This window comes from Methanocaldococcus jannaschii DSM 2661 (assembly GCF_000091665.1).
GTDB classification, from domain to species: Archaea; AGJL01; Methanococci; order Methanococcales; family Methanocaldococcaceae; genus Methanocaldococcus; species Methanocaldococcus jannaschii.
In genome coordinates this window covers 1,418,570-1,443,154 of sequence record NC_000909.1, presented here as the reverse complement: position 1 = coordinate 1,443,154, position 24,585 = coordinate 1,418,570, and the positions used below count along the sequence as shown (strand labels likewise).

Annotated in this window: 24 protein-coding genes; 8 read left to right on the top strand and 16 right to left on the bottom strand. The window is 30.9% G+C overall.

Features of this window, described 5'->3' with window-relative positions:
- Positions 1 to 5 precede the first annotated feature (5 nt).
- Genes MJ_RS07865 through MJ_RS07840 form a run of 6 tightly spaced genes read right to left on the bottom strand, consistent with a single transcriptional unit; the run spans position 6 to position 6,598 of the window.
- Complete coding sequence (locus MJ_RS07865; RefSeq protein ID WP_010870992.1) at positions 6 to 542, bottom strand: hypothetical protein; 537 nt, start codon at positions 540 to 542, stop codon at positions 6 to 8.
- Positions 539 to 2,413 (bottom strand): DUF2341 domain-containing protein, encoded by a 1,875-nt coding sequence (locus MJ_RS07860; protein WP_010870991.1) that lies wholly within the window; start codon positions 2,411 to 2,413, stop codon positions 539 to 541. The genes MJ_RS07865 and MJ_RS07860 overlap by 4 nt, the downstream gene beginning before the upstream one ends.
- Before the next feature lie 10 nt (positions 2,414 to 2,423).
- On the bottom strand, positions 2,424 to 2,888 hold the full coding sequence (gene artD / locus MJ_RS07855; RefSeq protein ID WP_010870990.1) for an archaeosortase D: 465 nt from the start codon (positions 2,886 to 2,888) through the stop codon (positions 2,424 to 2,426).
- A complete protein-coding gene (locus MJ_RS07850; RefSeq protein ID WP_010870989.1) occupies positions 2,878 to 3,105 on the bottom strand; it encodes a class III signal peptide domain-containing protein, archaeosortase D/PIP-CTERM system-associated in 228 nt (75 codons plus the stop codon). Before MJ_RS07850 ends, artD begins: the two co-directional genes overlap by 11 nt.
- Positions 3,102 to 6,131, bottom strand: coding sequence for a PIP-CTERM sorting domain-containing protein (locus tag MJ_RS07845; RefSeq protein WP_010870988.1), 3,030 nt, complete (start codon positions 6,129 to 6,131; stop codon positions 3,102 to 3,104). Before MJ_RS07845 ends, MJ_RS07850 begins: the two co-directional genes overlap by 4 nt.
- A gap of 17 nt (positions 6,132 to 6,148) precedes the next feature.
- Positions 6,149 to 6,598 (bottom strand): hypothetical protein, encoded by a 450-nt coding sequence (locus MJ_RS07840; RefSeq protein WP_064496837.1) that lies wholly within the window; start codon positions 6,596 to 6,598, stop codon positions 6,149 to 6,151.
- A gap of 164 nt (positions 6,599 to 6,762) precedes the next feature.
- On the opposite strand from MJ_RS07840, the gene MJ_RS07835 reads away from it, so the two are divergent.
- The gene (locus MJ_RS07835) at positions 6,763 to 7,407 is read left to right on the top strand and encodes an IS6-like element ISMja1 family transposase (protein ID WP_010870986.1); all 645 of its coding nucleotides are present in this window, start codon (positions 6,763 to 6,765) and stop codon (positions 7,405 to 7,407) included.
- Positions 7,408 to 7,741: 334 nt separating this feature from the next.
- On the top strand, positions 7,742 to 8,959 hold the full coding sequence (gene thrC, locus MJ_RS07830; protein ID WP_010870985.1) for a threonine synthase: 1,218 nt from the start codon (positions 7,742 to 7,744) through the stop codon (positions 8,957 to 8,959).
- A gap of 694 nt (positions 8,960 to 9,653) precedes the next feature.
- On the opposite strand, the gene MJ_RS07825 is transcribed toward thrC, so the two are convergent.
- A complete protein-coding gene (locus tag MJ_RS07825; protein ID WP_064496836.1) occupies positions 9,654 to 10,760 on the bottom strand; it encodes a GTPase in 1,107 nt (368 codons plus the stop codon).
- Positions 10,761 to 10,931: 171 nt separating this feature from the next.
- Between MJ_RS07825 and MJ_RS07820 the strand changes: the two genes are divergently transcribed.
- The 4 genes from MJ_RS07820 (at position 10,932) to MJ_RS07805 (ending at position 13,220) form a co-directional block, all read left to right on the top strand.
- Complete coding sequence (locus tag MJ_RS07820; protein ID WP_010870983.1) at positions 10,932 to 11,633, top strand: TIGR00703 family protein; 702 nt, start codon at positions 10,932 to 10,934, stop codon at positions 11,631 to 11,633.
- A gap of 23 nt (positions 11,634 to 11,656) precedes the next feature.
- Positions 11,657 to 11,905 carry a hypothetical protein gene (locus MJ_RS07815; protein WP_064496835.1) on the top strand — a complete coding sequence of 83 codons (249 nt, stop codon included), beginning with the start codon at positions 11,657 to 11,659 and terminating at the stop codon, positions 11,903 to 11,905.
- 98 nt (positions 11,906 to 12,003) lie between these two features.
- The gene (locus MJ_RS07810; RefSeq protein ID WP_010870981.1) at positions 12,004 to 12,603 is read left to right on the top strand and encodes a hypothetical protein; all 600 of its coding nucleotides are present in this window, start codon (positions 12,004 to 12,006) and stop codon (positions 12,601 to 12,603) included.
- Positions 12,604 to 12,740: 137 nt separating this feature from the next.
- The gene (locus MJ_RS07805) at positions 12,741 to 13,220 is read left to right on the top strand and encodes a V4R domain-containing protein (protein WP_064496834.1); all 480 of its coding nucleotides are present in this window, start codon (positions 12,741 to 12,743) and stop codon (positions 13,218 to 13,220) included.
- Here MJ_RS07805 and ade read toward each other — a convergent pair.
- The 4 genes from ade to hisD all read right to left on the bottom strand — a co-directional run bounded on the left by ade (position 13,209) and on the right by hisD (position 17,427).
- Entirely contained in the window at positions 13,209 to 14,879 is a 1,671-nt protein-coding gene (gene ade, locus MJ_RS07800) for an adenine deaminase (RefSeq protein ID WP_010870979.1), read from the bottom strand. The genes MJ_RS07805 and ade overlap by 12 nt on opposite strands.
- A 137-nt stretch (positions 14,880 to 15,016) precedes the next feature.
- On the bottom strand, positions 15,017 to 15,673 hold the full coding sequence (locus tag MJ_RS07795; protein ID WP_010870978.1) for a DUF5612 domain-containing protein: 657 nt from the start codon (positions 15,671 to 15,673) through the stop codon (positions 15,017 to 15,019).
- A gap of 61 nt (positions 15,674 to 15,734) precedes the next feature.
- Positions 15,735 to 16,133, bottom strand: coding sequence for a hypothetical protein (locus tag MJ_RS07790; RefSeq protein ID WP_244409414.1), 399 nt, complete (start codon positions 16,131 to 16,133; stop codon positions 15,735 to 15,737).
- 16 nt (positions 16,134 to 16,149) lie between these two features.
- Positions 16,150 to 17,427: a histidinol dehydrogenase gene (gene hisD, locus MJ_RS07785; RefSeq protein WP_064496833.1), complete on the bottom strand. Its 1,278-nt coding sequence runs from the start codon at positions 17,425 to 17,427 to the stop codon at positions 16,150 to 16,152.
- A gap of 89 nt (positions 17,428 to 17,516) precedes the next feature.
- Here hisD and MJ_RS07780 point away from each other — a divergent pair, with 89 nt between their 5' ends.
- Both MJ_RS07780 and aroD read left to right on the top strand, forming a co-directional pair.
- Positions 17,517 to 18,434 carry an apurinic/apyrimidinic endonuclease family protein gene (locus MJ_RS07780; protein ID WP_010870975.1) on the top strand — a complete coding sequence of 306 codons (918 nt, stop codon included), beginning with the start codon at positions 17,517 to 17,519 and terminating at the stop codon, positions 18,432 to 18,434.
- A gap of 95 nt (positions 18,435 to 18,529) precedes the next feature.
- On the top strand, positions 18,530 to 19,192 hold the full coding sequence (gene aroD, locus MJ_RS07775; RefSeq protein ID WP_010870974.1) for a type I 3-dehydroquinate dehydratase: 663 nt from the start codon (positions 18,530 to 18,532) through the stop codon (positions 19,190 to 19,192).
- On the opposite strand, the gene MJ_RS07770 is transcribed toward aroD, so the two are convergent.
- From MJ_RS07770 to MJ_RS07750, 5 genes are all read right to left on the bottom strand, one after another.
- Positions 19,184 to 19,762, bottom strand: a complete 579-nt coding sequence (locus tag MJ_RS07770; protein ID WP_010870973.1) for a DUF447 domain-containing protein — start codon at positions 19,760 to 19,762, stop codon at positions 19,184 to 19,186. The two genes, aroD and MJ_RS07770, sit on opposite strands and share 9 nt — an antisense overlap.
- Positions 19,763 to 19,764: 2 nt before the next feature.
- Entirely contained in the window at positions 19,765 to 20,544 is a 780-nt protein-coding gene (locus tag MJ_RS07765) for a 50S ribosomal protein L11 methyltransferase (protein WP_010870972.1), read from the bottom strand.
- Positions 20,545 to 20,836: 292 nt separating this feature from the next.
- Positions 20,837 to 22,291: a methanogenesis marker 14 protein gene (locus MJ_RS07760; RefSeq protein WP_010870971.1), complete on the bottom strand. Its 1,455-nt coding sequence runs from the start codon at positions 22,289 to 22,291 to the stop codon at positions 20,837 to 20,839.
- A 54-nt stretch (positions 22,292 to 22,345) separates the two neighbouring features.
- Complete coding sequence (locus MJ_RS07755) at positions 22,346 to 23,461, bottom strand: GMC family oxidoreductase (protein WP_010870970.1); 1,116 nt, start codon at positions 23,459 to 23,461, stop codon at positions 22,346 to 22,348.
- Between the two features lie 9 nt (positions 23,462 to 23,470).
- Positions 23,471 to 24,583: a TdeIII family type II restriction endonuclease gene (locus MJ_RS07750; protein ID WP_010870969.1), complete on the bottom strand. Its 1,113-nt coding sequence runs from the start codon at positions 24,581 to 24,583 to the stop codon at positions 23,471 to 23,473.
- Between the last annotated feature and the right edge of the window lie 2 nt (positions 24,584 to 24,585).

Below are 24,585 nucleotides of genomic sequence, written 5' to 3'. Positions count from 1 at the left end.
TCCCCTTAATTTCCTAATATATATAATTCAACCCTTGAAGAGGATACATTTTTTGAAAGATACACAGGCATATGTATATCGTAGTTTCTATATTTTAGATAATTATAGGCGTCATCATAGTCAAGAAACCTCTCCTTGGATATATTTACAAAGTCCTCATTTCCATAAATTACATACCACCCTTCACTTCTGTTTAAAGTTAAAACTGTTAAAATATATACACTATTACTATTATTAACCCCATTGGATTTATTTATTAGAAGGTTATTATCTATATAAAGAAGATAATGTTTAAGTGGAATTCTTTCCTCTAAAAGTTTTTTTGAATCATTAACTCTATCAAAATAATATAAAAGAACAGCATCTTGCAAAGTTCCATCCTCTGATAGATGTTCCATAGTGCTTATTCCTTTATCAAAAATATAATCAGATTTTACAATATCCACATAATTGTTGTTATGTTCGACAATAGATACTGTCCAATATGCCATCCCTATGAGAAGAATGGCAGTTCCAATTGCTAAATCAACGCTATTAATCATGGTTTCACCACAATGGTGACATTGTTAGGTGATAGTGTTAAATAGTAAAAATCAGTGTTTTCATTTGTTTTAATTAAAAACTCTACTGGAAGAGGTGAGCTTAAAATCCTTATTTCATTAATCCCCACATTTAAATTTGGAGTTATATCTATATTGTCAAATACTGATTTTAATGGTTTTTTGTATATATATCCATTTACTGTAAAAATGACATCAGAAGATAGAAGCGTTACTGTTGGTTCTGGTTCTACATACTTTCTAACAAATACCCAATCAATGCTAATATTTCCGTTTTGTTCGTCTTGAGGAACAGGATAGTAACCATATTTTGTTGAATAATCATATTTTCTTGCATAGAATGAAATTGGTAAATCTCCAGTATATATGTTTGAATATATGGTTTTATATATGGCATCATCTATTATGAAATTCACTGAACTACCTCCATCTCTTTGAATCTCATAAGTGTGCCAATTATCGTATAAATCTGGGTCTTGTAAGATAATGTAACTATCGTAATCTTGATTTAATACAGAAGATTCAGCTCTTAGCCACTCTCCTCCCCAGTGATAGTTAGTTATAACCTCTCTGTTATAGTCATTTCCATTTATGTTTATATAAAATCCGCCCCACTCCTCATATTTCTTATGGAAATTTGCATGGAATCTTACAGAAGTATTTGGATAGTATGTACTAATGGAGGAAATATGCGTATTATTAATATCATAAATAATGTAATTATGATTATTGTAATAAGTATAATCTAAACTTAAATAAGTAAAATTAATCCCATTTGGATAAGTGTCATTTACAAATAATGGATTATTAAAGTTGTAAGTCCATTTTGTATTATCCAAATTACCTTTAGAAAAATCATCAAAGAATAGGGGGAAGGTATTATCTCCATTTGCAGTCGTTGTAGCTGTTGGATTTCCATAAAGCATATATATTAGCTTATGTTCATTTGGAGCTAAATTTACCTTAACCCAGGCGACAGTATGCGGAGTATCTATTGTATTTGGCTCTATCCAATAACTTAATGGATTACCATCTTCATCAACAAACCTTACATCTCCACAATCTGTTCTCATCTCTCCAGAATTTATATAACTTTGAGAATCAAAAACAATTTTTACATCATAATCATTTAAATTTTGATTTAGGTTGTTTATTATTAATATTGGAGTAGCATACCTCCAATTCTGCCAAGTAATAAATGGATTACCATTATTTGTAACAACCCTCGCAGATGCTGAAATAATTTCGCTATTGACTTTAAAGTAAATGTGGTCTCCATTACAGCCATATAGATTTATAGAATCTCCATATTTCATTCCAGTAATTTTTGGAATATATACATTTTCTTTAAAGTAAATTAAATCCATCCCACTTATACTTAGGTTGGCGTTGTTAAATGTAGTATTTACATTTGAATAAATTTTAAATGTGTTGCTACTGAAATTATATGTTATAGCCTGAAGTCCATCATTTGCACAAATTTCGTCTGAAATGTTGTCAAGTTCTTCATCATATATGTTTGGATAAATTATAAAACGAATCAATCCCTTATATTCACTAAAATTATTAAATAAGTCGAAAGTTTTTTCTTTAATATCTAATTCATTTGTAAAATTATCCAAATATGTTTTGTTATAAAACTTTCCAGGAAATTTATTATTCCTTAAAAAATAATCTTTTAGTAACAAAGCTTTATGAAATTTTTCAGTATCCTTCTTTTCCTCTAATGCTGTGAGCATATTATGACTATAAACCATATACCCTATATAAAAAACACTCAAGAAAATGAAGGCAATTACTATTGCCTCATAAGTAAATATATACCCTCTTTTTGAAACAATTTTTCTAAACATATGCCATCCCTCATTTAAACATAATTATTTTTTTCATTTTTAATAAATATATCCAAAACCAGTTCAGGAACAAAGCTATTGGGAAGATAATAAAACTTATGACATCATGAACTACATTATAATTTATCATATTTGAATAATTTATTATTAATATTATCCTCAAAATATTTGAGATAGTAATAATTGAAAGTCCAAATACTGAATATGAGATTTTATATTTAATAGGAACATCAGGAGTCCCAAAGATATAACCTAAAAATAAAGCCATTTCTAATGAACATGTGCATGGTGAGCTAATCTCTATAATATTTTTGCCAACTATAATTTCATTCTTGTAAAATTTCAAATTTAAAAGTTTAGATAGGGTTATTGTTAATAAGTCCATTATGTTTCCTTCTAACATTTTTAAAATGTAATAAAATATAAAAAAATATATTAAAAATCTAAGTATGTATATAGCATTTTTATTGCCCATTTAAGGCCCTCTTCACTTTGTATATATTGTCCAATGCTTTATTCTTTGCAGCTAAGGTTATATTTTTTGAAATACTTTCTGCTGTAGAGGTCCCTCTCGTAACTGATTTTAGATAATAGAATCCAACTATAGATGCTGCAACTACAAGAGCACCTAACAATAATGCCAATTCTAATGATATTTGAGCTTTATTAGATATTATTTTTTTAGGTTTCATTTTAATCCCCTTATAATTTGGAAGAAACAGAATATTGTTGAAATAACTATCAATATCTCAATATATGGCGGTATTGGAACGCTATGTATAAATGATTCTCCTATATTTATTAACTTAGTTCTTGAATCTGAAAGATTATCATTATCTATAACTGTCAAGGTAACTGGATAAACCCCCTCTTTTTTATATTTGTGTATTATAATTGGATTTGTTGTTGTATTTGCTGGTGTTCCATCTCCAAAGTCCCAGATATAATATTTAATATATCCATCTTCATCGTATGATAAATTAGCGTTAAACTCTACAGTAGTTCCATTTATTACTTTATACGTAAAGTCAGCAACTGGAGGATATTTTGGAGGTGGAGAAATTATAACAATCTTTGTTACACTATCCGTTAAGTTTGTATCGCTTTTAACAGTTAAGGTTACAAAGTATGCCCCCTCCTTGCTGTAAGTATGGATAGGATTTTGTTCTGTTGATGTGCTGCCATCTCCAAAGTCCCAGTGCCAACTAATTATTTTCCCAGGGGCCACAACTGATGTATCTTCAAATCTTACAGTATTTTCATTTATTATTTCATATGTAAAGTTAGCTAATATACCCCCAACTACTATTTGTTTTGATATTGAACTACTTGCGTTATATTTGTCAAATACTGTTAAGGTAACTGTATAGTAGCCTGGTCTTTCATATTTGTGATGAACTATCGTATCTGTTGTATTGATAACGGTCCCATCTCCAAAATTCCAAATGTAATATGCAATTTCACCCTCCGGGTCATAAGACTGGGAAACGAATTCTACATCCTCATTAGGTTCAGGTTTATCTGGATAGTATATAAATTGAGCCACAGGAGGTCTATTTATCACACTAAACTTAACAGTTGTTGAATTAACTCCTCCCATTCCATCCCAAACTACCAATTTAGCAGTGTAATTCCCTATAGGAAAACTTTTGGATATAATAGTTAATTCATTTGATGAGTAATTCCATGCAACATTTCCATTAGAATCATAAACTGTTAAGTTAAATCCATATATTCTTGCCATGGGTGAGTTTGGAGATATAGGATAATACCCTATTAAGGTGCCGTAGTAATTATACTCTGGAATCATTCTATTAGCATCTGGGTCATAACTATTTATTGGACTAAAGGAAATTGTATCTTTATAACTTGCAGGATTTGGATAAATATAGAGTTTGGCTATTGGGTTTTTATTGTCTATTACATATACTGTTTTCATATTTTCTGCAGTATAAACTTTCATATATATTGGATAAACCCCTTCTGAAGTGTATGTATGTGTGAAAGTATATGGCGATTTTTTGGGTTTTATCCAAACACTGCCACCATCTCCGAAATATATATGATGCCAATACCAAGTCCACGATGCCGGCTCTACTATTGTTATATTTATTGGATAGTAAGTAGGGGCTATTGTAGGAGAAGCATAAATTTGAGGATAACTGCTGTATCCTCCAACTCCAATTGGTGGTGGAATTCCAACCTCTATATTTCCATTATCATCTATAACGAATACATGAGGATAGTATAGTCCACTTGAAGAATATCTATGAGTAGGGCTTTTTTCAAATGAACATGTCCCATCTCCAAAACACCACATTATAAATATTGGATTTCCATAAGGCGAACAATCAAATCTAACGTTTTCATTTACACTAACTTGAGTTTTGTCAGCAGTTGCTGTTATATCTATATAATATCCATCTCTCAATTTTACATTAAATTTTGGAGTCGAAATTACATCTGAATAGTAGTATAAATTAACCGTATGGTTTTCTTTATTATATTCATAATCATAGTAAGTTTTATCATGAGCAGATGAAGGGTAAAAATTATATCTTGTGTTTTCTACATCGTCAACTACTATAAAGTTGAGGGTATCTGATTTCCACCAACTACCCCACCCATAACTCATCCAGAAGAACGGCCACATAAATGGAAACTTATATTGATGATATGATGGAGTAAAGTAAGACTTATATGTATAAGGAGTTTCTGTTCCATCTCCAAAATCCCACTTCCAATATTCTCCCCAAGCTCCACTCATTTCAAATTTTATAGTGTCATTAACTTTATAGGTTATTTTATATGGGTCAGTGTATGCATTTCCATTATTATTATTGTCATCTCCAGAGCTATTATATACATAAGTGTATGCCTCTCCATCATAGTGACTTGGTCCTGTAACCCAGTAAATATACCCCCCTCTTGCTCTTTTTACTTCAATTCCTTCATCCAAATATCCAACCATTACCCTTCCAGAATCATCAACAACTAAAACTCTTGGATAATAAAGCCCTGACTTTGTATATGTATGTTCTGGAAATTTTTCAAAGGAAAAAGTTCCATCTCCAAAACTCCATACACAGAATATTATATTTCTACTAACTGAAAAATTAAATTTAACAGTATCTCCTTCTACAATTTCATCTCTGCTAACATTTACAGTTACTGAAGTTGTATCAACACTTAAACCATTAAACTCCCTATCAACAGGGGTTTCTGAGTAATATTTTATTATAACAGTATTATTTGTGCTATTATAATAGACCTCCCAACTTGTCTTTGAATTCAACGGACTGCCATTAAATACATACTTAGTATTTGCTACATCTCCAACAACAAGCCAGTTGTAAGTTAAAGCTTTCGAATAGCCAGTATTATTTAGATAACCGCACCATGCTACTGGATAAGGAAATGGAAATGTATATGTATGGGTGGTTGTTCTATAATTCCCATAATCAGTCTCAGTTAAGTCACCAAAATCCCATTTAACAACTCCATTATCTAATATATCCTGAGCTACAGAATCGGGGGCTAAAGCTTCAAATGTTATCGTGTCATTTACATTGTATGCAATGATATTGGGGTCTGTGTTATAAACTCCAGAACTGTTAGTTATGTTCATAGTGTTAGGATGTATCACAATAACATATCCATTTACTATTGAAATTATACCAAGAATGATTAATGGCATTAAAATCTTTAAAAGTTTCATAATAACCCACCAAAATTTTAAGTTATATTTATTGTCAATTCTTTACATATTGTTATATTATTTTTATCAATAGTCACAGTTATGCTTATATTTTTTCCAATATCAACTGGGGCAGTTTCTATATTGCTTCCAGAAATTATGACACCGTTATCTGTTGGGGTAAATACGATAAGGGTTTTATAACTCACATTAATAATTTTATTCGAGACATGTATTACATACCCCAAATCTCCAATAGGTTTTAATTTCAAAACTATTGTTTCATTTTTTGTATATGAAAGGATTGCATAGTTCTCAAATGTATCGGCTATACTGTACATCCTATCCACTATCAAAGCATCCGTAGTGTTATTTGTAAATGTAAGTGCATTGTAATAAATAAACAGTGAAACCAACATTAAAAATAATATTGCAAGTACAAAATCAACAGATAACTGTCCCCTTTTTTTTATTTTGTTTTTGTTCATATTAAACCTCTTTTTTTCTAATTTTACATTATCTTTTATGCTGAAATTAATACTATAATCATATAATAATATAGTATTATTCTTTCTTAATTTATATTTTTCCACTAAAATTGGAGACTGTCAAGTTAAGTTTTTATCAAAATATTGATAAAAAATAATAAAATATGAGGCTCACGATAGAAGTTATAAAGGAGAGAATCGTAGAGAGGAAGCTTTTTAAAAGGAATAGGAAATCGATAGAGGTTAAAATCTTAGCAGGGCTTTTGTATTACCTCGGATTATCGTTAAGGAAGGTAAGTTTATTCCTTTCCCAATTCGAAGACATAAGCCACGAATCGGTTAGAATTTATTATCACAAGATTAAAGAAGTTTTAAACGAGCCAGAAAGAAAGGAAAGAAACTTAATTGCAATCGATGAGACTAAACTAAAGGTTGGAGACAAATATATTTATGCATGGTCTGCCATCGATGTAGAAACGAAAGAATGCTTAGGAGTTTATATATCGAAGACAAGAAATTACCTCGATACTATATTATTCGTTAAGAGTATATTAAAATTTTGCTCGAATAAGCCAAAGATTTTAGTTGACGGTGGAAAGTGGTATCCGTGGGCGTTGCGAAAATTAGGCTTAGAATTCGAAAGAGTCAAATTCGGACTAAGAAATTGCGTAGAAAGCTTCTTCTCAGTGCTCAAACGAAGAACTAAAGTATTCTACAATAGATTTCCAAATAATAGTAAATTCGATACGGTTATTAGCTGGATAAAAAGCTTCATGATGTTCTACAACTGGATGAAATCGTTAACTTGACAACCTCGATGGGAACTAATAAGGTTTTAAGATAACATCTCGTGTTTACTCTATTTATAGATTCTAAATTTTTAATGCTAAATATTAGGTATTGCTATAAATATTTAATGCATAAAGATTTAATAATACATGGTTACATAGTGGCATGTTTAATAATATGTAGCATTTTTCAAAAACTTAATAAAATTTTAAAGAATTAATATAAGCCTAAAAGTGCCTAATAGGACTTTCGCAAGAATACAATTCTAATTGAATGATAACACCGTTAGATATCAAGTAACCTTAACAAATCTATAAACTGCAAAAGTCCTATTCAATGTTATGAGGTGGCATAATGTTACAAAGATGTATTAAATGTGGAAAAACTTACGATGTGGATGAGATAATCTACACCTGCGAATGTGGTGGCTTATTGGAGATTATTTATGATTATGAAGAGATTAAAGATAAAGTTTCAGAAGAAAAACTAAGAAAGAGAGAAATTGGAGTCTGGAGATATTTGGAATACTTACCAGTAAAAGACGAAAGTAAAATTGTAAGTCTATGTGAAGGAGGAACTCCATTATATAGATGTAACAACTTGGAAAAAGAGCTTGGAATTAAAGAACTCTATGTAAAAAATGAAGGGGCTAATCCAACTGGAAGCTTTAAAGATAGGGGGATGACTGTTGGAGTAACAAGGGCAAATGAGTTGGGTGTTGAGGTTGTTGGCTGTGCTTCAACAGGAAATACATCCGCTTCTTTAGCCGCTTACTCAGCAAGAAGTGGAAAGAAATGTATTGTTCTATTACCAGAAGGAAAAGTTGCCTTAGGAAAGTTAGCTCAAGCAATGTTCTATGGAGCTAAGGTTATTCAAGTCAAAGGGAACTTTGATGATGCATTAGATATGGTTAAACAATTAGCAAAAGAGAAGTTGATTTATTTATTAAATTCAATAAATCCATTTAGATTAGAGGGACAGAAAACCATAGCATTTGAAATATGTGACCAATTAAACTGGCAAGTCCCAGATAGAGTTATTGTTCCAGTTGGAAATGCTGGAAACATCTCAGCTATATGGAAAGGATTTAAAGAATTTGAAATTACTGGCATTATAGATGAACTCCCAAAAATGACCGGAATTCAGGCAGATGGAGCTAAGCCAATTGTTGAAGCATTTAGAAAGAGAGCTAAAGACATCATCCCATATAAAAATCCAGAGACAATTGCAACAGCTATAAGGATTGGAAATCCAGTAAATGCCCCAAAGGCTTTAGATGCCATATACTCCTCTGGAGGTTATGCTGAAGCAGTTACTGATGAAGAGATTGTTGAAGCTCAAAAGCTATTGGCAAGAAAAGAGGGAATTTTTGTTGAACCAGCTTCAGCTTCATCAATAGCTGGGCTTAAAAAGTTATTAGAAGAAGGAATTATTGATAGAGATGAAAGAATTGTTTGTATAACAACAGGGCATGGGTTGAAAGACCCAGATGCAGCTATAAGGGCAAGTGAAGAGCCGATAAAGATTGAATGTGATATGAATGTTTTAAAAAGAATTTTGAAAGAGTTATAAACAATAATATTTTATTATTATATTTTTTATGTCTCTAAAATAACTTCAAAATAACTCCATAGAAATCATAAATCTATATATAAATCTATATATACGGTCTTTAGAAAAGTTATTAAAATCAATATGGAATATTTAAACGTCTTCCAAAAGGAGGGTTCGAAACAGTTTTTAATTTTCTATAACTTACAGTAGCATATCATAATAAACAATATCACAATATAAATATTGTTTTTTTATTAAAATAGTAATATGTATTGTTATATCATAATGTTAATGAGGAGGCTTTGCCTTCGAGACGAAATGTTGATACTAAATATTAACGAAGTTTGGATTTTGGGGCTGTATCTGTTCAGTCCTAAGTCTGATGAACTTATAGTGAAGGGAATGGTGTTCCCGATGAAGCTATGGGCTGAGGACAACCCATTTCCATAGCTTACCGATTCGTATAGTAAGTTATTAAATGCTATGGTAAGCTATGGAAACGGGAAACGGTTAAATAGATCTTGGATTATATTAAACATTATCTAATTATTGAGATTTCTTCTTAATCTTTTAAAGGTTTTAATCATGTATTAAGAAAATTTGGATAAAAATAGAAAGCTATATATAGGAGTTTAGGTATAAAATAAGAGCAAAAAGTAAGGGTTTAAATCGATAGTCCATTAAAACAAGGATAAACTCTAAAAAAGCAAGATTATTCTTTAACTCTTTTACCAACAGCTACGTATATGTTGTTAGCTCCAATTTTATCTCCAAATTTGGATAAAACCTCTATATTTCTCTCTCTACACAGATTTTCTACCTTCTTCCTACAAGCATCTTTTGTTTTCTCCCCAAAAGATACAACAACTATATTTCCATCTATTTCCTCAGAACCTAAGACAGGTTTTTTTATCTTTTTGTATAACCCATCAAAGTCCTTTAAATGTGTCACAATCATTTTAGCATCTTCAATAAATGGAAAGTCCTTTAAATACTTGGTTATAAATGATATATCCCTTTCTCTATCTTGCCCATACTTCTTTAAATCTACTTTGTAGTAGTTGAGTTTTCCATCCTGATATTCTTTTATAATTGTCTTAGCTGTTCTAACTAAATCAACTTCTCCACCTTTGGTTAAATAACTCCTTTTATTTCCAATCTTTTTTAATAACTCTTCATCAACCTCTTCATAATCAACTCCAAAGTATTCTTTTATTATTGAGTTATCAAAGTTATTTATCCTACTTAAAATCTTTAAAGCTGGAGGAATAGGGTTTTCTACTTTTTCCAATCTCAAAGCTCCACTTATAACCAAATCATCCTCATCTCTCATCTCCAAAACTCCAGGAGTGTCCATAAGCTTAATATTTTTAGTTAATCTAACCCACTGCTCTCCTTTGGTTAAACCAGCTACACTTCCAGTTAAAGCTTTTCTTTTTCCAGTTAATGCGTTAATAATGGATGATTTTCCAACGTTTGGATAACCAACAATTCCAACTTTTCCTTCTTTTTTACCCATTTCTTTTAAGGATTGTTTTATCATCTCTCTCAAAATTTTTGTTCCCAATCTTCTCTTAGCAGATACAAATACTGTATTTTCCCCAAAAACTTCTTTCCATTTTTCTAAAATATCTTTTGGAACTAAATCAGCCTTATTTAATACATAGATTAGCTTTTTACCTTTTGCTTTGATTTTTTTCTCCAACTCTCTGTTTCTTGTCATCTCTGGGTCTCTTGCATCTAATACCAATAAGATGACATCACATTCATCAATAATTTTATTAACTATTTTTTTAACTGGTACTTTCTTGTATCTCATAACTCTCACCATCAAAAAAATGTTATATTCCTCTCATTTATATTTTTTATCAATGAATATGACAAAATAAATTTATAAATTTATCGATTATAGAAAATTTTTTATAGAACTTCAAACACATTTACAAATAGTTAAATTTTCAATAAAAAATATGAATAAAAAGGTGATATTGTGGTTGTAGATGCAAAAGAAGTAGAGATGATAAATACCTTAGTTTTTGAGACATTAGGAAATCCAGAGAAGGAGAGAGAATTTAAGTTAAAATCATTGAAGAGATGGGGATTTGACTTAATATTTGGTAAAGTAGATGGAAAAGAAACATATTTCACTGTTGAATTAGATGAAAGAAAAGCTGGAGATAAGTTTTCAAAGGATGGAAAGGAGTATGAAGTTATCGAAGTTCTTCAAGAATTGCCAAAAAACACTGAGCTCTATGCACACATAGAAATGGAGATGGGTAAAGCATATATTGTCTGTCAATTAAGAGATGAAGATGGAAAAAACACAGAAGTTTTAAGAGTTCCAGCAGCTACTTTATTGTTAGCTTTCCTTAAAAAGAATAAATTAGCAAACATAATAAAAGCAATAAAGAACGTTGGAATTAGTTTAGAACTTTCCATGCAGAATGGTGTTGGAGGAAAGCCATTATCTTATGAAGAATTGCCAAACGTTGCAAGAAGGTTTATAAGAAGTGCAAGAAAGGTTGAGAAAGAAACTGGTTTTGGAAGGTTGTCATTTGCATACTATGGAGAAACAAAAGATGGAGAACCAAGATATAGATTTAGCTGGCTGTTGCCAACAATTGCCTTATTTGACTTAGATATAGCTAAAAAAGTAGAACAAACCTTGGGAATCTTAAAGGTTTCTGAATAAATAAAATTTTTTGAGGTGAGATGATGATTTATGGGATTTTGTTAAATATTCCAGAAAAACATGCTACAAAGTATGAGGATTTAATTAGGAGAATAATTGGAGAAGGAATAGCAAGAGGAGATATCTTATCATTTACAGAGGCAAGATACAAAGGAGATGTCGCTTTTGTCATGCTTGCAAGGTCAAGGAGAGCGGCTGAGAAAGTTTATCAGCAACTTAAAGAGCATCCAATCCATGTAAAGGTTATAGAGATTGAAGGAAAAGGAGATTAATAGTTCATAATTTGTGAAAAAAAATTCTTAATATTTTTATACCATAATTTATATTTTTTATATGTGAAGTATTTCATTATCGTGTAAGAGGGGAGAATATGGAGCAATTTGATTTTGATAGCATCTTCAATAATGCAGTAGGTAATATGAAATATTTCATTAAAAAAGTTAAAAAATACGAAGAGATTAAAAAGCATGAAGATATATTAAAAAAAGATTTATTAAACGCTGTAAATGTGTTTATAGAGAGGTTTAGAAATAATCCATGCATCTGCAAAAATAGGAATAATCACAGTAGTTGCACCACAAACGCATGTGGGGAGATAGAAAATCGCATGAAAAACTGGGTTGAGAAGTTATTTGAATATAGTGATGATGAAGAAAAATTAAATGAATTTTTTAAAATTATAGCAAAAGATGCAATGAAATTTGTTGAGTTGGATTTTGAACCGTTGTATATTTTATGTGGATTGGAGGAAATAAGAGAGACGGCAGAAGAAAAATTAAAAGAGGAACTACCAACTGAAGAGTATTTAAAAGTTATGGAAGAGTTTGATGATTTAATTGAAAGAATGTCTTTGGTTGCCACAGCTGTTTATATGGAGTTCGAAGATAGGGTTTTTGAAAGAATGGGCATAAACAAAAACTTAAAATATAATATTATCAAGTTGGGATTGAAAAAGATGAATATTAATTAATAAAAATTAATAAATAATACCTATTTTTTAATATTTATTATTACAAAGTTTTATATATTTTGTTTTACATAGATGTTATTGATTAGGTCATAACACTAAATAATTAAAAAATATATTAAAAAAGAAAGGTGGCTTTTATGGAAAAAATCTTTCCAGACATTTTAGAAGCAATAAGAAATGAAGAGATAATAAAAGAAAGTAAAAAAATTCCTATGCCATATTTTGGGTTGTTTGCATTGGTAATATTTGATAAAGTTAAAGAACTTGGTTCAGAAACCTCATTATATGAAATTGGTGAAGAATTTGGAAAAATGTTATCTCCTAAAAATATTGAAGAATTGAAAAAAATATTCAAATTAATGAATTTTGGAGATTTGGAGATTGACGAAAATAAAATACTTCTCAAAAATCCACCATATAAAATAAAGCTATCTAATCCTCCATACCAATGGGTATCTAAAGAAGAACCAATTCATGATTTTATAGCTGGAATCTTAGCTGGATGTTTAGAAGAGATATTTAAAAAGAAATTTGTTGTTAATGAGGTTGAATGTGTTTCTCAAGGAAAAGATAAATGTGTGTTTGAAGTTAAGGAAGTTGATGAGCTAAATAAATAAATCAACCAACTGCATATCTTTAACCAAACCTTTATCAGTTATTTTTAGCTCAGGAATCACAGGGAGAGAGAAAAAGCTCATACTTAAAAATGGGTTCTCAAAAGAACTCCAACCTTCTATTTTTTTATACAAAGCATTAATCTTCTCAGCTATGTATTTTCCATCATCTCCCATTATCCCTCCAACTGGTAGAGGAAGATATTCAACAACTTCCCCATCCTTAGCAGCTATAAATCCTCCACCAATATCTTTTAATTTATTTACAGCTAAGGCTAAATCTTTCTCATTATTTCCTATGGCTATTACATTATGAGAATCGTGAGCATAGGAAGAGGCTAAAGCTCCCTCCTCCAAGAAGTTGTATATTAAACCCTTTCCAATATTTCCAGTATTTTTATGCCTCTCTATAACGAAGATTTTATTTATAGCATTTTCATTCAGTAATATTTTTATTTCTTCAGTGCTAAATATTAGCTCTTCAGTTATTAGAGAATCTTTTAATGGTTTTATTACTCTAATAAATCCATCTCTCTCCTTATAATCAATCCCTTTAATTAAAAAATCACCTTCGTTTTTGTATTGGTATTTTAAAGTATTCATGAGCTTTTCGGGAATTTTTCTTTTTTTATTTTTATTTAGTTCATTTAAAACATCATCTAAGAATCTTCCTTTTATGACAATGTTATAAACTTTAAAATTGTCTAAATCTTCAAAGATTACAAAACTTGCCTCATTTCCAGCTTTAATTCCTACATCAAACCCAAAATAATTTGCTGGATTTATTGTAACCATTTGAATAGCTTCAATTGGAGAAACATAGTTTGTGGCTTTTCTTAAAATATTTAACATGTAGCCGTCTAAATCTTTAATACAGACGTCATCACTAACCAACATTATATTCCTAAAATCTTTTATCTTTTTGCATATATTAAGCAAATAGATGTTTTTTGATGCTGTTCCTTCTCTAATCATTAATTTTAATCCCAATCTAAGCTTTTCTAATGCCTCATCTTCATCAACACTCTCATGGTCGCTCATTATTCCATGAGATATATATTTGTTTAACTCCCAACCTTTTAATTTTGGACAATGCCCATCTATCAATTTATTGTATTTTTTAGCTACTTCTATCTTTTTTAACATCTCTTCATCTTCATTTATTACTGCAGGATAGTTCATAACCTCTCCTAAACCTAAGACATTATCTAAAAGAATGAGTTCTTCAATATTCTCTGCTGTAATCTCAGCTCCACTTGTTTCTAAGTTTGTAGCTGGAACACAGGAAGGAAGCATAACATAGACATCTAAAATTTTGGCATCATTCAACATAAACAAAATTCCTTCTTTTCCAGCAATATTTGCTATTTCATGCGGGTCTATAACTACTTTGCTAACTCCGCTTTTTAATACAAATTTCTCAAACTCTGATGGGATGAGATGGGAAGATTCTATATGTATATGCCCATCTATAAATGTTGGAGATAAATATTTTCCTTTTAAGTCAATAACTTTAACATCCTCCTTTATTTTTTCAATTATCTTATCAATTTCATCATTTAAATCCACAAAGGATATTTTATCCCTCTCAACTGCAACATTTCCTTTAACAACCTCTCCAGTATATACATCAATAATCTTTGTATTTTTGAAGACAATCATAGAGCTCTCCCTTTAACCTTATTTATGTTAAAGAAACTTTTTAGGAGAAAATTAATAGGAAAAAATTAAATGAAAATCATGGAGTTTCATAACCCAAAGCTAACGCTTCGGTTTCATCAAAAATTATTAAATTATCTTTATAGCACCCTACCTTTAACCTTATTTATATCAAATTTTGCTGTTTCAGCAATAGCCATAACAGCTAAAACCCCTGCCTGCAATGGGTCTCCAACAACCAAATCAGCAACCTTAGGAACAGAGCCAAACATCTTTAAGCTTATCACGGGAATGCCAGTCTTTTCCTTTAATTCTTTAACTGCTTCAGTTATCTTCCCTCCCATTAAAGAGCCAGCTAAAACTAAAATTCCTACTCGTGGAAGAGTTGCTACAGCTTTAACAGCCTCATATAAATTTTCTTCACCAACTATTGGAAGAGTATCTACGCTAATTCTCTCCCCTCTTATATTATGCCTGTCTGCCTCACTTATCGCCCCTCTCGCAACTTCAGCAACTTGTGCCCCTCCACCAATAATAATAACTCTCTTACCATAAATCTTTTTTAATGAGCTGTGAATTTCAAAGCTCTTTACACACTCACAACTCTCCATTCTTCTCTTTAGCTCCTCAATATCTTTAATCCCTTCAACTTCCATATAAATAAATCCAATTTTACCATCATCTTTAATGAATTGTTGAGTATAGGTTATATTCCCTCCCAATTCAGAAAGAATTCCCGTAAGTTTGTGCAAAACTCCTACTTTATTTTCTGCCTCTATGCTGATTCCAATTTCCATGTTCTCACATTAAATTTATTTAATATTGATGAAAATCATCAAAAATAATATTATTTAAAATTTAAAAGAAGCTATCGCCTATATCATTGGTAATGTTATCTATTTCATCAGTTATGTCCTCAATTACATTATCTACTCCCTTGTCAATTTCTTCTATTGTGTCTTCTATTGTTGTTTCTATTCCTTCAGAATTATACCCATCAGCTTCGTTATTTTCGTTATTATTTATCACATCTTCTATTGCATCAGTTATCAACTCTCCAGCTATAACTCCACCAGCAACAGCTGCAGCAGTTCCTAATAAATTGCTACTATCTCTCTCAACTACAACTGTTCTATTGGCTGTTCCATTTACAGTCTTATTCTTTCTACTAAATATTAAATATCCCAGTATCAATCCAAAACCAACTAAAATAAATGCTAATCCAAAAAATAAAATTAATAAGGTTAGTGCTGTCATAACCATCACATAAAAATTATTTTAATCTTCTTCTAACAGCTTCAGCATGCCCAAACAAACCTTCAGCTTCAGCTAATGTGATAACAATATCAGCAATATTTTTTAAGCTTTCCTTATCCAATTTTTGATATGTTATTTTCTTTAAAAATGTCTCTACATTCAAACCAGAACTCATTCTCGCAAACTGTGAAGTTGGCAGAACATGATTAGTTCCAGAAGCATAATCTCCAACAGGAACTGGGCTATACTCTCCTAAAAATACACTTCCAGCATGTTTAATTTTATTTAAAACTTCCTCTGGATTTTTAGTTAATATTTCAAGATGTTCTGGGGCATATTTATTTGAGAATTCAATACACTCTTCTAAATCACCAATTAATATGGCAGAGTTTTCTAAGGCTTTTAAAATAATCTCCTTTCTTTCAGCTTTTTCTATCTCTTCAAATATCTTGTTTTTAATCTCCTCTGCCTTCTTTTCAGATGTTGTTGTTATTACACAAGAGGCGTTAGGGTCGTGTTCAGCTTGGGCAATAAAATCTAAGGCAACAAACTCTGCATTAGCTGTTTCATCAGCAATAATTAAAACCTCTGAAGGACCTGCTAAGAAATCTATGGCAACTTCTCCATAAACCATCTTTTTAGCTGTTGTTACATATATATTCCCAGGCCCTACAATAATATCAACCTTTGGGATAGTCTCTGTTCCATAGGCTAATGCCCCTATAGCTTGAACTCCTCCAACCTTATAAATAGCTGAAACTCCAACAATATCTCCTGCTATTAAGGTAGCTGGATTTCCTTTCCCATCTTTTGTAGGTGGGGAGGTTATATATATCTCTTCACATCCAGCAACCTTTGCAGGAATTGTTGTCATTAAAACAGTTGAAGGATAAAATGCCCTTCCTCCAGGAACATAGCATCCAACTTTTTCTATTGCTCTAACAACCTGTCCTAAAATTATTCCATTATTTTCAACATTTAAATCTTTTATTTGCTCCATCTGCTTTTTATGGAAGAAATAAATGTTTTCCTTAGCTCTCTCAATAGCTTCAACAACTTTATAATCAACTGAGTTATAAGCTTCTTCTATCTCCTCATCTGTAACTTTAAAATCTTCTATTTCTACACCATCGAACTTTTTTGTATAATATTTTAATGCTTCATCCCCTTTTTCTTTAACATCCTTCAAAATCTCCATTACTGTTGGCAATATTTCCTCAAAGTTTGCTTTATTCCTATTAATTATTTTCTCCTCTTCTTCCTTTGTTAATTCTTTAATTTTTTTAATTATCATTCCAGTCACCATAGATTTTTAATTGACAAAGTTTATATATAGTCAGTGCTTATATTATTTACTGTATAAGAAAAAATCAAGGTGAGAAAATGATACTCTTCGAGTGGGGAACTTATAACGCTTTATCAACATTAAAACAGGCAGCATTATTGGGGACAAGAATTACAGAAATTCCACCAGCAGTGTTATCAAGAAGATTGCCATCCGGATACTATGAGAGTTATAAAAAGTTAGGTGGGGAGTATTTCACATCAATCTTAGCTCATGGGCCTTATTATAGCTTATCATCAGAGAAGGGATTGAAAGGTCATCTTTCAGCCATAGAAAAAGCTACACTATGTGGAGCTGAGATATACAACTACCATCTTGGAAAAAGAGTGGGGGATGATTTAAACTACCACTTAGAAGTCTTAAAAAAATTCAGTGAAGTTAATAATGAGATGATTTACTCTCCAGAGCCAGCAACAAATATTGGAGAGTTTGGAACATTAGATGAGCTTGAAGAGTTAATAAAAGCGGCTAAAGAGGAAGATATAAAAATTATTCCATCATTACAGTTAGAAAACATATTCTTAAATGAATTGGGAGTTTATGAGAAGGATGATTTAGATGAAGCAGCTGAAAAGGCAGATGTTGATTGGTGGCTAAAGATTTTCAGAAGAATGGATAAAATATCAGATTATATAATGCATTTCAGATTTTCACAGGTTATTGGGCTTAAATATGGAAAGAGATTCTATAAGAAGAGAGTTCCTTTAGGAAAAGGGTATCCACCAGTTGAGCCATTAACTGAAGCTTTAGCTACATACTTAGTAGATAACGCTACAAGAGGGGGATTTAAGAAAGTTCTATTTGTCTATACCGGATTGCCAGAGGTTAAGTATAGGGATTTAATTGACTTGTATGCAATGATTATGAAGAAATCCATCGACAAGTTGATGAGTAGAGAGAGCCAGGTTGAATATGGCGATTTCTATAAAGTTATGAGTTCAGAAGAGGAAGAATAAATTTTCTATTTTTTAGCTTAATTTTATATTGCATTAAATTTAAAATATTTTGCTTTTTAATTTTTAATTAAATAAAACTTTTAAGGGGAGAGAATATGATATGTTTGCCAGTAGTTGAAGATAGTGTAGAAAAAGCAATAAAAACAGCTGAAAAGTATTTAGAAATAGCAGATATTGTTGAATTTAGGATAGATATGCTTAAAGAAGTTAGTGAAGAAGATATAGAGAAATTTGCTAAGTATCCTTGCATAATAACTGTTAGAGCAGATTGGGAGGGTGGTTATTGGAAGGGAAATAATGAGGAAAGATTAAACTTAATAAAAAAGGCAATTGAATGCAATGCCAAATTTGTTGATATTGAATTGAGAGAGGAGAAAAATAAAGAACTTGTAAAATTTAGAGATGAAATTGGTTCAAAAACAAAAATTATAATTTCTTATCATGATTTTGAAAAAACTCCTTCTAAGGAAAAATTGGTAGAGATTGTTGAAAAAGCTCTTAGCATTGGAGATATAGCAAAATTTGCAACAATGGCAAATAGTAAAGAAGATGTCCTCAATATCTTAGAAGTGATAAATAAATATCCTGGAAAGATTATTGGTATTGGAATGGGCGAGAAAGGGAAACTAACAAGAATCTTAGGGGTTTATTTTGGCTCAATATTAACGTTTGCTTCATATAAAGGGAAAAGTTCTGCCCCTGGGCAGGTTGATATTGATACATTAAAAGAAATCTGGAGACTAATGGATTTAAAGTAAATTTAAATTTCTTAGCATAATTTCAGCTAATTGTTTATGTTCTCTACCTCCAACTTTTTTAATTATTGAGAAATATTTTCTAATGTCATTTATCATCTCTTTTTTGTCATCTTCATTAATTTTTATATTTTTGTTGGCTAATCTTGAGTAGATAACTGCTATCTCCACCAATAAGCCGTCTGCCCTATTGTATGGCTTTGGGATGTTGTTTAAATATATCCTCTTTATTTCCTCTCCCTCTAAAATCATCAATCTGTTTTTTCCAAATTTATCTTCCCTATCAACAAACTTTCTTTCGATAACTTTGTAAAATATAGCATAATAAGAGCTTTTTAGATAAGGAATGTCATTATAATAAAGATAATCATCCTCATCATCTAAAACTGCCTTTGCTATCTCAATTGGTGGAACCACATTAACTGAAAAATAATCTTCAGTTAAAAGATTTTCATAAGTATGAGAGCCAGAAAAAAGATGCATAATAACTTTTTTATCTTTAAAATAAACACCAATTGGGGCTTTATTGTCTCTATTATTTTTTCTTGTTGTTACAACCACTTCACTTATCATGGTTATCCCAAATTTACTTTTATGCTCTCTAAATCTCCTCCTCTTCTGTATGATAAATTTATCTTAACTCTTCCCTTATCTACCTTTTTATTTAATGGAATTACCAATGGAGGATTCAGCATTGATGTTTGTCCAGCTACATGTTTATCATCCAATATTGTATAGGTTCTCAGCTTTATTCCTAAGTTTTCACAGCTTTTTTCAAGCTCTAACTCTATATTATAGCTTACTTCAATAGGATTTGTCTTATGAAAATCAACTTCCTCATAAATAACCTCTTCAGAAACTTCCTCTGATTTAATATCTTCATCATAATAGATATGGCTCATTTTTGCCTCTACAAGTTGTATAGTTGATATTGCCTTAGCTGGGATTATTTTAACATCTTCTTTTAAAAAACCTCTTTCTATTATTGAATTCATAACTTTAACTTGTGGTTCAATAATTAAAGCAGTGTCTAAAAGCTCAGCTATAACCACATCAGCCTTCTCTTTAAAGTTGTAAGTTGAGGCATCTCCTTCAATAATCTCAATGTTATTAAATCCATTAACTTTTATATTTTCTTTAGCATAATCATAAGTAAAAGGGTCTAACTCAATGGCATAAACTTTTTTTGCTTTCTTTGCAGCAATCATTGCTAAAATTCCACTACCTGTTCCCAAATCAAAGACAACGTCATCTTCATCTACAACTCTCTCTATGGCGTTTTTAAAGATAGCCAATCTCTCATAGTCAGTTAATAAAGAGTAATGCCATTGTGGAACCTTTAGTCTTAATTTCATGTTATCCCGTCATTCATATATTTATAAACGCAAATAAATTTATAGATTGAAAATTGCGTAACCTATATGCATCAATTTTTCATATTTTTCAAAAATGAAAAAATATATATAGGGGATAAGTTAATAATATTATCCTGTGGGGGAATAATACGAAATGTTTTGCTATTTTATCATAAACTTTGAGATATGGCTTAATTAGATAATGTTAAACATAAGGGGAGGGGTTTTACGCCTAAAACCATATTTATATAACATTTTTACAGACATAATTTAAAAATATAATTTTTGGTATTTAATCTCTTATCATACCCCTTTCTTTTTGCCATTTTCTCCTTAAACCTAATATACACCCTCCTCCCCTAACTCCTCCAATAGGCACTTGAGGAGTTCCCAAACAGTTCATACATCTTGCCATAACTGAAGCACCTAAAGCTAAGCCATCCTCAACAAACACAACATTTTCCTCAACTTTATCCCAAATTTCTAAAGTTTTAAGCTTCTCAATAATTAATTCTGGCTTTCTGCCAGTAATCCCAGCCCTTCCTGTAATTCCTACAGCTGACTTTTCACTAATTAATCCTTTTTTATAAGCTAACTCTACCAACCTTCTAACAACTTCACTCATAACATAGTCTAAACAGCACATCAACGTTGGAATATCACTCTTTTCAACTAATTCCCTCCCCAATTCTTCCAATTTTATCAAATCACTACCATTCTTACCAACATCACATCCAATTAATGTAGTTCCAGCCTTTTCAGCGGACTTTGGGTCTACTGGGACAGTTCCAAATCTATCAACATCTTTTGGGACTTCTTTAATAATTATATATTTGTGCATTTCTTCAGCATATTCCTTAGCTAATTCTTCATTTGGCTTTCCTTTTATATTTGCTAAATCTAAAGCCGCTCCAGTCTTCTCATCTATTTTTCCAGAACCCCTTGCAATTGCATCAGCTATAGCTCCAGCTAAACCGCATAAATTACCAATAACCTTTGCATAAGGTAAAGTGTCATTAGTTATTCTACCAGCCAAGGTTGTTCCAAAGTCAATACTCATACAAGGATTTCTGAAATCTACATCTGTCCATTTACTTCCAACTTTTATTCCTGCAGTTACAAGCTCTCCTTCCATCTCGTTAGCTACAACCTCCTTTCCTGTAGGAGGCAGAACTCCAGTAACCGCTCCATCAAATATAATCTTATCTAAAAAAGAATATTTATCAAACGGCTTTGGTATCTGTTCCTTAGTCATTGCTGGAGTCATCTTTGCTGGAGGAACTCCAGCTTTCATACATCCTTGAGCTAAGGCAATAATCATCTCTCCAACTTCTTCTGGAGATGCAAAACCTGCAGTAACTCCAGTACTTCTAACAACAAAGTGTAAGTCATCAACAGTTAGTCCAGCTTTTTTTAAACTCTCCAACAAAACCTCTTTAACCATATCTGCAACTGCCTCTCTTGTTAATTCAACCCCCCATAGTGTCTCTCCAAAAACTTCTTCTCCTTTCTTTGGCTTTCTGACATCCCTTGTCATCTTCACGTGCTTGCTAACAATGTAGGTTTTACCAGTATCCATATTTGTTGCTGTTATGATGGATTTTGTTGTTGTATTTCCTAACTCAACTGATGCCACTATATAGTAAGGATTTCTTTTTAACTCAATCAAATCTACACTTTGTGACTTTGCATAGGCAATTTTTGGCTTCTTTTTAAACAGTCCTGAGATGACATCAAAGATTCCCATGCTACCCCTCTCTACAAAAATATTGCAATAAAATATTTATCTCTGGCTTATGGTTTATAAAATCTCCCTTACAAATTTTTTAGATAGTGCAATAATTGAAACTATTGGCGGAACTCCCAAGGCTTCTTTAAATAAAGAGGCATCGCAAACATACAACCCCTCTCTAACCTCAAACTCATCAACAACTAAGCTTAAACTCCCCCCTGGATGAGAACCCCTTGGTATAGTTGTGTATATATCATCAACACCCAACTTGTATAAATATTTTGTTGCCTTACATATACCTCTTGCAAGAGTTTTGAAATCTTCCTTAGTTATCTCTTTTTTAACGTCGTTATCTAAAACCACTCCATTGTTTTCATCCTTAATCTTTATCATAATCCCCACAATATCTTTCTCTTTCACATCCTTATAATCTTTTTTTATTTCGTTAATTAGTAGTTTTGAATAATGAGTTGCCAGCATGAAATTTTTGTATTTCTTATAAACAAGCATGGAGATGTCTTTATTTAGATAGCTATCTTCTAAAATCCCACCAACAGTAACAAAGGTATCTATAAATAAGTTTTTTCCAATATTCTCATCGTCAATCATTTTTTTTAGAATTCTTGGAGAATTAATGCCTCCAGCAGAGATTATGAGATTTTTAGCTTTAATCTTTCTACCTTTATCATCTAAGATTTCGTAATAATTGCTATAATTTATTGCTTTTATGTTAAATTCAGTGATTATATTTGCATTTGATTCTTTTAGATAATTTAAAGGCGTCCATTTAGCTTTGCATATCTTTCTTGCACACTCTCCACATTTATTGCATCTATCAAAATCTATAAACTTCTCCATCTTTTCAAAGCCAAGTTCAATAAAGGCTTTATCAATATCATTTAAAAAATCATCTTTTGGAGCTTTAATTTTTAATTCTTCCCAAATTTCTTTATAGATATCTTTGTCTATTTTGTAGCCCTTAATTTCTGTTTTTATGGCATTTCCCAAGGAATAAACTCCACTCCCTCCCAAGCCATAGACATAATTTATTTCTACATTCTTTCCTTCTGAAGCATAACTTGGCTTTTTTCCCTTTTCTATTACTGCCACTTTATACCTATATCTCAATTCCTTGGCTAAGGTGGCTCCAGCCACTCCAGAGCCGATAATGGCAAAATCATACATGGCTAATCCCTATTTTTGCATATATTTATTGTATAATTCTAATATTTTCATCTTCCTATTTTCATTATACTTGTTGTTATTACTAAACATTGAGTTATTAATCAATCTTTCAAAAGTTCTTCTATCTCTTGAAGATAATTTTAATAAACTCAGCTCTTTTACAGCTTTTGCACATTCAATTTCAGAATAAAGTCTCCATTCTTGAAGGATATCCATATATTTTTTGAATTTTTGTTCATCAATAGCATCTTTGGTGTATAATCTATCTTGATTAATGAATGGAAATGTATTTATAAAATCAAACTTTTCTTTAAAATCAGGTTTTGCTATTGAATTAATAATATCCAATATTTTTTTCATAGTATTTTCTTCTCCAGATAAAAAACTCCACAATTCTTCTGCAATTAAAACCTCTCTTTTATCAAAATACTTGGAAAATTCTATTAAACTACTCATGAATCTATCTTTATCATATCCACAAGGATTTTCTGGATTTTCAGTAGGGTCATAGGGAAAGCCAATAAAATAATAAACTTTTTTATTTGGTTTTGTTTCCATCATATAGGCTTTTCCATAAAGAATTTTTTGTTTTTCTCCTCTCATTTCTCCAGCATTAGGTCTAACAGTTTTTAACTCAATCATTACAACTTTATCTTTATCTTCAAAATAAACATCTGCAGTAAATTCTAACCCATTTACATATTCAGAATTTTTTGAAGTAGCTTCTCTTAATTCTTTATTTTCTTTTTCCACATTTGGCAATCTTTCTCCACTTTTTAAATCATTTATAATCTCCGATATTTTGTCTCTAACACTTCTTTTAATTTTATAGTTTTTAAATGTCCTTTTTTCACCGTTAGATAAAATATGAGCAATATTTTCAAAGTAGCTCTGCCCCAATGTTGTGCTTAATCCATGAAACCACTGTGATAAAGTTAAAAACTTTAATGCTTCAGTATCATCGTTTATCCCAATCTTCCCATAAAAAGCCCTTAAAAAAGCCATATGGAATGGCATGTTTCTTATTTTTATGTCTTCATCTGATATTGTATCAAATCTTGATTTTAATACTCTTATTGTCTCAATGCTAATTTTTTCTATAACATTTTTACTTAGTGGCATAG